At 30.5% G+C, this 11983-nt stretch carries 9 protein-coding genes and 1 tRNA gene; 8 read left to right on the top strand and 2 right to left on the bottom strand.

The genetic code is table 11. The features are described from left to right. Entirely contained in the window at positions 1-1773 is a 1773-nt protein-coding gene (locus tag FDT66_RS01080) for an efflux RND transporter periplasmic adaptor subunit (RefSeq protein ID WP_138534301.1), read from the top strand. Between the two features lie 35 nt (positions 1774-1808). Beyond that, positions 1809-2207, top strand: coding sequence for a heavy-metal-associated domain-containing protein (locus FDT66_RS01075; RefSeq protein ID WP_138534300.1), 399 nt, complete (start codon positions 1809-1811; stop codon positions 2205-2207). Between the two features lie 99 nt (positions 2208-2306). Here the strand turns inward: FDT66_RS01075 and FDT66_RS01070 are convergent. Continuing rightward, positions 2307-2379 (bottom strand) — tRNA-Phe (locus tag FDT66_RS01070). A gap of 100 nt (positions 2380-2479) precedes the next feature. On the opposite strand from FDT66_RS01070, the gene FDT66_RS01065 reads away from it, so the two are divergent. The 6 genes from FDT66_RS01065 (at position 2480) to FDT66_RS01035 (ending at position 10100) form a co-directional block, all read left to right on the top strand. Then, on the top strand, positions 2480-3202 hold the full coding sequence (locus FDT66_RS01065) for a type III pantothenate kinase (protein WP_138534299.1): 723 nt from the start codon (positions 2480-2482) through the stop codon (positions 3200-3202). A 2-nt stretch (positions 3203-3204) separates the two neighbouring features. Next, a complete protein-coding gene (locus FDT66_RS01060; RefSeq protein ID WP_138534298.1) occupies positions 3205-4491 on the top strand; it encodes a hypothetical protein in 1287 nt (428 codons plus the stop codon). Between the two features lie 16 nt (positions 4492-4507). Next, a complete protein-coding gene (locus tag FDT66_RS01055) occupies positions 4508-5827 on the top strand; it encodes a tetratricopeptide repeat protein (RefSeq protein ID WP_138534297.1) in 1320 nt (439 codons plus the stop codon). 4 nt (positions 5828-5831) lie between these two features. After that, positions 5832-6395 (top strand): LPS export ABC transporter periplasmic protein LptC, encoded by a 564-nt coding sequence (gene lptC, locus FDT66_RS01050; RefSeq protein WP_138534296.1) that lies wholly within the window; start codon positions 5832-5834, stop codon positions 6393-6395. A 225-nt stretch (positions 6396-6620) separates the two neighbouring features. Continuing rightward, the gene (locus tag FDT66_RS01040; protein ID WP_138534295.1) at positions 6621-7886 is read left to right on the top strand and encodes a hemolysin family protein; all 1266 of its coding nucleotides are present in this window, start codon (positions 6621-6623) and stop codon (positions 7884-7886) included. A gap of 123 nt (positions 7887-8009) precedes the next feature. Beyond that, positions 8010-10100: a peptidylprolyl isomerase gene (locus tag FDT66_RS01035; protein ID WP_138534294.1), complete on the top strand. Its 2091-nt coding sequence runs from the start codon at positions 8010-8012 to the stop codon at positions 10098-10100. Between the two features lie 158 nt (positions 10101-10258). On the opposite strand, the gene rho is transcribed toward FDT66_RS01035, so the two are convergent. Further along, the gene (gene rho, locus FDT66_RS01030; protein ID WP_138534293.1) at positions 10259-11944 is read right to left on the bottom strand and encodes a transcription termination factor Rho; all 1686 of its coding nucleotides are present in this window, start codon (positions 11942-11944) and stop codon (positions 10259-10261) included. Between the last annotated feature and the right edge of the window lie 39 nt (positions 11945-11983).

The following is an 11983-nucleotide window of genomic DNA, read 5'->3' as shown; positions in this document are numbered from 1 at the left end:
ATGAAAAAATATATAATCTATATAGGAATATTAGCAATTGGTTTACTCTTGGGTTGGTTGCTATTTGGTGGTTCGTCTAATGAAAGTAAAGCGCACAATCATACGGAAACAACAGAAACCAATCAAATGTGGACGTGTTCAATGCACCCACAAATTATGCAACCAGAAGCAGGTGATTGTCCTATTTGTGGAATGGATTTAATTCCTGCAGAAAGTAGCGCAGATGGCTTATTAGCAGACCAATTCAAGTTAACTGAAAATGCTATGGCCTTAGCCAATATTCAAACGACTGTTGTTGGCAAAGGAAATATTGATGGTAACACGATTAAATTATCTGGTAAAATTGCTGAAAATGAAGAAGCAAACGCAGTACAAGTCAGTTATTTTTCGGGTAGAATAGAACGATTATATATCAGTTTTACAGGTGAAGAAGTACGTAAAGGTCAGCTATTAGCAACTATTTATTCGCCAGAATTGTATGCGGCACAACAAGAGTTGATTACAGCTTCATCATTAAAAGAATCGCAACCTGCATTATATAAGGCAGTTCGTAATAAATTGAAGTTGTGGAAACTTTCTGAAACACAAATCAATCAGATTGAAGAAACCCAAAAAGTAAAAGAGAACTTTCCAGTATATGCAACCGTTTCTGGGACAGTTACCGAAAAATTAGTAGAACAAGGCGATTACATCAAACAAGGTCAACCTTTATTAAAAATTGCCAACCTTAATACAGTTTGGGCAAACTTTGATGTCTATGAAAATCAAATCGATTTATTTAAAAAGGGACAAGAAGTTTTAGTGACTACAAATGCTTATGCTAATGAGAAGTTTAAAGGGAAAGTAGATTTTATTGAACCTATTTTAAATACCAAAACAAGAACAGTAACCTTGCGTGTGGTGCTTACTAACAAAAACGATGTATTTAAACCAGGAATGTTTGTAACCGCAAATATTGAACGAGTTTCAAGTAGTAATAATGAGGTATTAACAATTCCAGCATCTGCTGTACTTTGGACAGGTGAGCGTTCTGTGGTCTATTTAAAAACCAATCCAGACCAAACTATTTTTGAAATGCGTGAAGTTGTTTTAGGCAATCAAATTGGTAATGGATATGAAGTTTTAGAAGGCTTATTTGTTGGAAATGAAATCGTAACCAATGGAACATTTACGGTTGATGCAGCAGCTCAATTAAGAGGTAAAAAGTCTATGATGAATAAAGATGGTGGTAAAGTAATGACTGGTCACGAAGGACATTTAGGAATGGATAATAATGCATCAAAAAAAGAAAGTGACCATACTAATATGAACCAAAGATTACCAGTATCAGAGAAATTTCAAGAACAATTAAAAGTTCTTTACAATGATTATATTAATTTAAAAGATGCTTTAGTAAAAGAAGATTCAAAAAATACTTCAGATAATGCAACAAGTCTATTAAACAATTTAGGTAAAGTAGATATGAAATTATTATCAGACAATAATGCTCACGCACATTGGATGTCATTAGTAGGCGACATAAAATCTTCTGCAACTTCTATTTCTAAAACGTCAGAAATAAAAGAACAAAGAGGCCAATTCAAGAATTTATCAACACATCTAATCAATACGGTTCAATTATTTGGTATCAATGAAAAAGTGTATGTGGAGTTTTGTCCAATGGCAGATAACAACAATGGCGCATACTGGTTGAGTAAAGAAGAAAAAGTAATCAATCCTTATTTTGGTAGCGCTATGCTAACCTGTGGAGAAGTAAAACAAGTAATAGAATAATAATAAATCAAGTAATAACAATTAAATTTTAAACAATGAAGAAAGTAATTTTAAGTGTAGTTGCAATAGCAGCATTAGGTTTAACAAATTGTAAAAATGAAACCAAAAAAGTTGAAGATACTACAACAACAGAAGTATCAAAAGAAATCGCAATGACAGACCTATCTTTTGGAGTAAGAGGTAATTGCGGTATGTGTAAAAATACCATTGAAAAAGCGGCCAATAGTGTTGAAGGTGTAGCAAGTTCTAATTGGGATGTCGATAAAAAGAAAATTGATGTCTCTTTTGATGTTACCAAAACAGATGCCATGGCAATACATAAGGCAATAGCAGCTTCAGGTTACGATACCGAAAAAGTTGCAGGAAGTGAAGAAGCTTACAAAAATTTACCTGGTTGTTGCCAATACGACCACGAAATGGCTGTGAATCAATAAGTAAAAATTACAATAGCGTTTCAAGGTTCAAATATTATAATATGTTGTATTATTAAAAACAAAAAACCCTATAAACATTGAGTTTACAGGGTTAAATTGTGGTACCTCCAGGAATCGAACCAGGGACACAAGGATTTTCAGTCCTTTGCTCTACCAACTGAGCTAAGGTACCATTGCCTTAGCGGATGCAAATATAAAATGTTTTTTTACATCTACTAAAGAAAATTTAAAAAATTTCTGTTGTACTTTTGTTTTTTATTCAAATTTAGAAAATGAACTTAGCAATTGATATAGGTAATACTAGAGTTAAAGTAGCTGTTTTTGAGCAAAATAAGATTGTAGAATTGCTTTTTTTTGATAGAAAAAAAATTATTTCAGAAGTTCAAAAAATTGTAAAAAAATATTCTATTGCTAATGGAATAATAGCAAATGTTGCGACACTTTCCGAAAAAAAAATAAAAAAACTACAAGAAATTGTCGATTTTAAGTTCGTTTCATCTTCAATAAAAATCCCTTTTACTAATTTATACGAAACTCCTAAAACTTTGGGTGTAGATAGAATTGCCTTGGTAGCTGGAGCTGTAAAACAATTTCCTAAAAAAAACGTTTTAGTTATTGATGCTGGTACTTGTATCACATTTGATTTTGTAAATAGCAAGTCCGAATATTTAGGAGGAGCAATTTCTCCAGGAATACAACTTCGATACAAAGCATTAAACAAATTCACAGCAAATTTGCCTTTAATTACCTCAATAAATTTAGAAGACTTTATAGGAAAAAACACTAACGAAAGTATCATTTCAGGTGTTTTAAATGGAGTATTAAAAGAGATAGATGGTGTAATAACAGACTATAAGAATAAATATTTAGATTTAACAGTACTTTTAACAGGAGGAGACATAAATTTCTTGTCAAAACAATTAAAAAGTAGCATATTTGCCAATCAAAATTTGCTCCTACAAGGATTGAATGAAATATTGATATTTAATAAATAGAAATGAATAGAAAGATTTTAGTAGTAATTTTACTTATAACTTCTACAACTTTATTGGCACAGAGAACAAACTCTTCTCCATATTCTTTTTTTGGAATTGGAGACGAATTTAGCCCTACTACTGTAGAACAAAGTACGATGGGAGGTATAGGAGCAGCTTACAACCATTACAAATACTTAAATTTTACAAACCCTGCTGCGAATGCATACCTTAGATATACAACTTACGCTTTTGGAGCTTTAAATAATAGTTTAACAGTAAAAAGTGATGGAGAAAAACAAGATTCAAATTCCACAACACTTAGCTATATTGCTTTAGGTTTTCCTATCGGACAAAAAGCTGGTTTTTCTTTGGGTATACAACCTATTTCTTCTGTAGGTTATTCTTTAAGAAGTAATACTTTTGACGTTAATGGCGATTTACAAGCAATTACGCTTTATCAAGGTGAAGGAGGTATCAATAGAATATATGGAAGCTTTGGAATGAAACTTTTTAAAAATTTTTCCATTGGAATTGAAGCAGATTATAGTTTTGGAAATATAGAAAATAGCATAACTAATCAAATAGATAACGTAAATTTAGCAACCAAGTATAAAGAAGAAAATATCGTAAGAGGTGGTGCAGTAACACTCGGAACTCAATATCAAAAACTTTTAAAAAATAATGTATACCTAAATGCAGGTGCAACATTTAAGTTAGGTAACGATTTAAATGTAACTGGAAATGAATATTTATACTCCTTAACCGTAAGTTCATCTGGAGCAGATATTCCAAGAGATACAATTTCTAATACTGCAATAGATGGTAAATACAAAATGCCATTAAAAACTACTTTAGGTGTTGGTTTTGGTAAATTTGATAAATGGTATGTTGGTTTAGACTACGAAAATCAAGATGCAATTGAAGTTTTGGGCTCTTTATCAAATACAAATGCATCATATAGGTATGAAAATTCAAATAGACTTTCTTTAGGAGGTTTTTACATACCAAGAATAAATTCTATTTCAAGTTATTGGGATAGAGTTACTTATAGAGCAGGAGTTCGTTTGGAAAAAACAGGTTTAGCTGTAAATGGCTCTGGTTCTAACACAAATTTTACCTCAATTAACGACTTTGGCATATCTTTTGGTTTAGGTTTACCATTGAAACAATTATCGAATGTCAACTTAGGCTTCGAATATGGTAAAAGAGGTAGTACAACAAACAACTTAATTGAAGAAAACTATTTTAACTTTAGATTGAGTTTTTCCTTATCAGAAAGTTGGTTCATAAAAAGAAAAATTGATTAATTATAAAACTATTAAAATGAAGAAAATAACGTTTTTATTAGCTGCAATGCTGTTTTTGAACACTGTAAAAACAAATGCTCAGGATCAAAAAGTAGAATGTACCAAAAAATATAATTTATTTTTAGGTGATTTTAAATCGAAAAAATACGATGATGCTTATGTGAACTGGATTTACTTAATGGATAATTGTAAAGATTTATCTGTAAGTACATATCAGTATGGAGCAATATTAGCAGAAGATGTTAGAAAAGACCCAGCTTTAGCAAAAAGAGTTTATGAACAAAGGTTAGAGTACTTTCCTACTAAAAATCCAGCAAAGGTTCATAGTGATTATGCAACTTATTTATCAGAAAATAAGCTAGCATCTGAAGCAGAAGTTTTTGCAATTTTAGAAAAAGGATATGACATAGATCCAACAAAAATGGGTGTAAAAAATCTATATTTATATTTTCAAGGAATTACAGATAGAAATAAAGATACAAATCCTCAAAAAGTTTTTGATAAGTATGATGATGTTTTAGAAAACGTAAACTTAAAGTTAGAGGGTTACGCAAAAAAACTGAAAGAACTTAGCGTAGATACAATTGCAAATAAGAAATTAATTTATGCTTATACTGTAAATTCTACAGCTTTAGGTCAAGTTGAAGGTGGTTTAGATAATATAATTTCTGAAATTGCAACATGTGAAAGATTAATTCCTTTATATAAAAGAGATTTCGAAGCAAACAAGTCAGATTCAACTTGGTTAAAAAGAGCTGTATCAAGAATGTTTAGTAAAGGTTGTCAATCAGATCCTTTGTATGCGGAATTGGTAAGAGCTTATGCAGAAGCATCTCCATCTCCAGAAGCGTATGCTTTCTTAGCAAACGTTTTAGAAGACAATGGTGATGAAGCTGGAGCAGTAGCAATGAGAGAAAAATCTTTTAACTTAGAAACAGATCCATTAAAAAAGGCAAAGTACAAGTTAAAGTTTGCTCAAGCAGCTAAAGATAGAGGTCAGTTCAGTAAAGCAAGAAGTTTGGCGAGAGAAGCATTATCTTTCAACCCAAATTTTGGTAAAGCATATTTATTTATTGCAAGGTTGTATCAAGCAAGTGTAAACTCTTGTGGTGAAAACGAATTTGAAAAAAGAATGGTTTACGTTGCAGCAGCAAACATGGCACAAAGAGCAGCTTCTGTAGATCCTAGTATTGCCTCTACAGCAGCACAATATGTTGCGAACTTTAGAGCAAACGATCCAAGTCAATCTGTAATTTTTACAGCTGGTCAAACTCCAGGTGCTAATTTTACAATAAAATGTTGGATAGGAGAAACCGTAAAAATACCTACAAAATAATTTTGTGATAAATTACAAACAAATATTATTAAAAAGCATTACTGTAATAACTTTTACAGTAATGCTTTTTTCTTGTTCTAACTCAACAGAAGAAGTTCGTAATTTTTTAGAAGAAAAAAATTTACCAATAGGTAAAGCAAAAGACGCTTACCATGTTTATAAAGATTCTGGTAGAATTACTTCAAAATTAATAACACCACTATTGTTAGATTTTAGTAATCGAAAAGCACACCCTTATAACGAGTTTCCAGAAGGAATAAAAATCATTAACTTTGAAAATAATGGAAAAGACTCTGTAACCGTAATTGGCGATTATGCATTAACATACTCGAAAACAGAAATTTCAGAAATTAAAGGAAATGTTGTGGTGATAAATCATACCGATAAATCTAGGTTAGAAACTGAACAACTTTTTTGGGATCAAAAAACCAGTTATTTCGTTTCAGAAAAACCATTTACACTCTATCAAGAAAAAGATACAGTAATAGGTATTGGTTTTGAGTGTAAAGAAGATCTAAGCAAACACTTGGCGAAAAAAACAGTAGGAAAATTAGAAACAAAAGAATAATTTATAATGATGAATAGAATTTGGAAATTTTTCCAGTACGGATATTTAATGGTAGCATTTATTTGTTTAATTGAAACCTGCATGCAGTGGAGCTTAAACAGAGACAGAGCCTATTTATTTCTAGGTTTTGCTATTTTTATTATCTTAGTGTTTTTCTTCAAAAGACATTTTAGAAAAAAAGTAGAAAAAAGAAACAACCAAAACAAATAGTTTATAAATTTCTGAATGGAAATTGAACTTATTATTATTTTAATATCAATAATACTTTCCGCCTTTTTCTCGGGGATGGAAATTGCATTTGTTTCTGCAAATAAACTTCATATTGAGTTAGAAAAAAAAAGAGATGGGTTTATACCTAAAATACTAAATAGAATAACCCAAAAATCATCAAAATTTATTACCACAATGTTAGTGGGTAATAATATTTCTCTAGTAGTTTATAGTTACTACATGGGAGCTTTTCTAATAAGAATTTTACCTATAGAAAGTTATAACGAGTTTACCATTTTATTAATTCAAACCATAATTTCTACATTAGTTATTTTAGTAACTGCAGAGTTTTTACCCAAAGCAATATTCAGAATTTATGCAAATGAAGTTCTAAAACTATTTGCAGTACCAGCATATATATTCTATGTGTTATTCCATTATTTTTCTGAATTTATTACAGTTATTTCCGATTTTTTACTACGTGTTTTTTTCAAAACTAATGCAGATGAGCAACAAACTGAATTTAGCAAAGAAGAACTTGGAAACTACATCACAGAACAGTTAGAAACAGGGAGTGAAGATGAAGAAATGGATTCAGAAATTCAAATTTTTCAAAATGCTTTAGAATTTCACAACGTAAAAGCAAGAGAGGTTATGGTACCAAGAACCGAAATGATTGCTGTTGAAATTCACGAAAAAGTTTCTAATTTAAAAAGAATGTTTATTGAAACAGGTTTGTCAAAAATATTAGTTTACAAAACCTCTATGGACGATGTAATTGGTTACGTAAACGCGTTTGAACTTTTTAAGAAACCAAAAACAATAAAATCTATTTTATTACCTGTTGAGTTTGCCCCAGAATCAATGATGATTAACAACGTTTTAAATAATTTAATGAAAAAACGTAAAAGTGTAGCCATTGTTGTAGATGAATATGGAGGTACCTCAGGTATGATTACAGTGGAAGATATTGTAGAAGAATTATTTGGTGAAATAGAAGACGAACACGATTCTCAAGAATTTTTAGAAGAGAAAATAAATGAAACCACGTTTAACTTTTCTGCAAGATTAGAAGTAGATTATTTAAATGAAGAGTACGCTTTAAATATTCCAAAGTCAGAAGCTTACGAAACTTTAGGTGGCTTTATAATAAATCATACAGAAAATATTCCACTAGAAAATGAAGTAGTTGAAATTCAAGGTTTTGAATTTAGAATATTAAAAGTAAGCAGCTCAAAAATTGATGATGTTCGTCTTAAAATTCAAACAGAAGAAAATTAAAAGAAACTCCATAAATTTTTTCTCATAAATTCCTATTTCTCCTACAATTAATATGTTTAAAATGGGTTGCAATATTAAAACCCAAATCGTATATTCGCCACCTGAAAATAAATTAAATTACGTATGGCAATTTTATCAAAAATTAGAGAACGTTCAATGTTCTTAATAATTATTATTGGTTTAGCACTTTTTGCTTTTGTTTTAGACCCTTCAACTTTAGGTGACTTTTTTAACTCAAATAAGGTAAATGAAGTAGGTGAGGTAAATGGCGAAGCTATTTCTACTCAAGAATTTGCAAAAGAACTAGAAGCTTACAAGCAACAAACAGGAGGTAGAGTTTCTGAAATGCAAGCAGCAAAAACTGTTTGGGATAACATTGTTAGAAAAAAGATTTACAAAAATCAATTAGAAGAAGCTGGAATTACAGTAGGTGAACAAGATGTTTGGAACGAAGTAATCAACTCACCTTCCGTTAGTGGAAGTCCACAGTTTCAAAATGAAGCAGGTATGTTTGATGAAGCAAAATTCAAACAATTCTTAGCGGATACAAAAAATAGTAATGATCAATTATGGTCAGCTTGGTCAAACTACATGAACCAAATAAAAAACAATGCAGAAACGAATACGTATAATAAATTAGTAACTGCAGGTTTAGGAGCTTCATTAAAAGAAGGAGAAAATGAGTATATGATTGAGAATACAAAAATGAATGCTCAATTTGTATACGTACCATACACAACTATTTCAGATAGTTTAGTGAAAATTAAAAAATCTGAAGTTGAGGCGTATATTAAAAACAACAAATCTCAATTTCAAGTAGATGCTTCACGTGATATTTCTTACGTAAAGTTTGATATTGTTGCAACTCCAGAAGACGAAGAAGCTATTAAAAATGATATTGCTGAATTAGTAAACGATTTAAAAAGCACTTCAAATTATAAAGAATTTTTAGACTTAAATGGTTCAGATGATAATTTAGATTTATCATACAAATTCAACGCAAATATTAACCAAACAGTTGCAAACGAAATTTTTGCAGGTAATGAAGGTGATGTTTACGGACCATACAAAGACCAAAACAAATTTAAAATATCTAAAATTGTTGAAGTTTCTAAAATGCCAGATTCAGTAAAAGCGAGTCATATTTTAATTCCATTTGTGGGTGCACAAAGAGCAACTCCAGATGTTACAAGAACTAAGGAAGAAGCACAAGTTTTAGCAGACAGTATTTTAACTGTTGTAAAGGCAAGAAGTAGTAAGTTTTCAGACTTAGCAAAAGAATTTTCTTCAGACAAATCAAACGCAGATAAAGGTGGTGAATTAGATTGGTTTAACTACAATAGAATGACACCAGCTTTTAGAGATTTTTCTTTTACCAATAAAAAAGGAACAATAGATGTTGTAGAAACTCCTTTTGGTTTTCATGTTGTGAAAATTGATGAGACTAAAAATGAGCAAAAAGTTTTAAAATTAGCAACATTTAGTAGAAATATAGTTCCTTCAGAAAAAACTGAAAACGAAGTTTTTCAAAAAGCAGAACAATTTGCTTTAGCAATTTCAAATAACTCAAATTATACAGAAGTTGCAAAAGAAAATAACTATAACTTAAGACCTGCAATTGGTTTAAAAGTATTAGATGAAAACGTACCAGGTTTAGGAAATCAAAGACCAATTGTTTCTTGGGCATTTGGTAGAGATGTTGAAGAAGGCGATTTTAAGCGTTTTGATTTAGAAGGAAGTCATGTAGTAGCAGTAGTTACAAATAAAACTGAAAAAGGTTTAATGCCTGTTGAAAAAGCAATTAATAGAGTAAGGCCAATTTTATTAAATGAAAAGAAAGCAGCATTAATCTCAGAGAAAATGAAAGGAGATAACTTACAGGAAATTGCAAAAGCAAACAATACAACTGTAAGAACTGCTACAAATGTAAATTTAAAAAATGCAACTTTAAGCGGTGTTGGAGCAGAACCAAAAGTAGTTGGAGCGATGTATGCAGCGCCTTTAAACAAAACATTTAATGATATAGAAGGTAGTAGAGGTGTTTTTGCTTTCACAGTTACAAGCAGAGAATTACCTACAGCTTTACCTAACTACGAAACAAACAGAAAGAAAATTGCAGAAGCAAGAAAAAGACTTACATTTAAAATGTATGAAGCCTTAAAAGAATCTTCAGATATTGAAGATAACAGAGCCAATATGTACGTTTCTAATTAAACAGTACAATTATAATTTAAAAATCCGTTCATGAAAATGAACGGATTTTTTATTGCTATCAACTTACTTCGAGTTTATATTTAAATCAATAAATACTGAAAAAAAAGACCATCTTGATTAATCAAGATGGTCTTTTTTTTATGAATTGTAACTCGTTTTTATCCGTTCATAGAAATTAAAAACTCATCATTATTTTTTGAAAATTTAATTTTTTCGTTGATAAATTCCATTGCCTCAATTGGGTTCATATCCGCTAAATATTTACGTAAAACCCACATTCTTTGTACAGTTTTAGCATCTAGTAATAAATCGTCTCTTCTGGTAGATGATTTTATTAAATCAATAGCTGGGTAAATTCTTCTATTAGATATATTTCTATCTAATTGTAGTTCCATATTACCAGTACCTTTAAATTCTTCAAAAATAACTTCGTCCATTTTAGAACCAGTTTCTGTAAGAGCAGTAGCAATAATAGTTAAAGATCCACCACCTTCAATATTTCTTGCAGCTCCAAAGAAACGTTTTGGTTTGTGTAAAGCATTGGCATCTATACCACCAGAAAGTATTTTTCCGGAAGCAGGAGCAACTGTGTTGTAAGCTCTTGCCAAACGTGTAATAGAATCTAAAAGAATTACAACATCATGTCCGCATTCTACCAAACGTTTTGCTTTTTCCAAAACGATATTTGCAACACGTACATGTTTATCTGCAGGTTCATCAAATGTTGAAGCAACAACTTCTCCACGAACACTTCTTTGCATGTCTGTAACTTCTTCAGGGCGTTCGTCAATTAACAAAACAATTTGATATACTTCTGGATGATTGTGTGCAATTGCTTTAGCTACATCCTTTAATAACATGGTTTTACCAGTTTTAGGTTGTGCTACAATCATACCACGTTGTCCTTTTCCAATTGGTGAGAATAAATCAATAATTCTTGTAGATAAAGAGCTTCCTTTTTCGGCTAAATCAAATTTTTCTTGAGGAAATAAAGGTGTTAAATGTTCAAAAGAAACACGATCTCTAACAATGTTAGGATTTAAACCATTTATTTTTGATACTCTAATTAAAGGAAAATATTTTTCACCTTCTTTAGGCGGTCTAACATTTCCTTTTACAGTGTCTCCTGTTTTTAAACCAAACAATTTAATTTGTGATTGTGAAACATAAATATCATCTGGTGATGATAAATAATTATAATCAGAAGAACGTAAGAAACCATATCCATCTGGCATCATTTCTAAAACACCTTCACTTTCTATAATTCCATCGAATTCAAAATCAGGATCTCTATATCTATTTCCAGATTTGTTTCCATTGCTTCTACTAGAGTTATTTTTATCTCTATTTTGATTGTTATTTTTAGATTTCTGTGGAGAATTACTGTTTTGATTATTGTTTTTCTGTTGTTTTTGAGGACGATTTATTGATTTTTGTTCTGTAGAATCGTTCTTTTTAACAGTAGGTTCTTTTTTAGAAGTAGGTGTAGCATCTTTTCTAGGTGATGCTTTTGGCTTAGGCCTATTTGTTTGTTTCGGTTTTTCAACAGTTTTTACTTCATTATTTACTGCTTCACTAGTTTTTATTTCTGTAGTATTAGTGCTTTCTTCTTTTTTTGGATTTTTACTAACACGCTTTCTTTTTGGTTTTTCAGTTTTTACCAAGTCCTTATTTTTAGGGGTAATTGTAGCTTTTGTAGAAGAAGGGTTAGCGGCTTGGGTATCTAATATTTGATACACTAAATCTAATTTTTTAAGTTGGCTTGTTTTGATAAGCCCAATAGATTTTGCAATTACTTGCAATTCAGCAAGCGTTTTTGCTTTTAGTTCCGAGATTTCGAACATTATGTATTTGTTAAGTTAAAATGAATCTTAAATTTTAAT

It is taken from the genome of Polaribacter aestuariivivens, assembly GCF_005885675.1.
GTDB lineage: Bacteria > Bacteroidota > Bacteroidia > Flavobacteriales > Flavobacteriaceae > Polaribacter > Polaribacter aestuariivivens.
The sequence above is the reverse complement of the archived record's forward strand: the minus strand, read 5'-3'. Positions and strand labels throughout refer to the sequence as shown.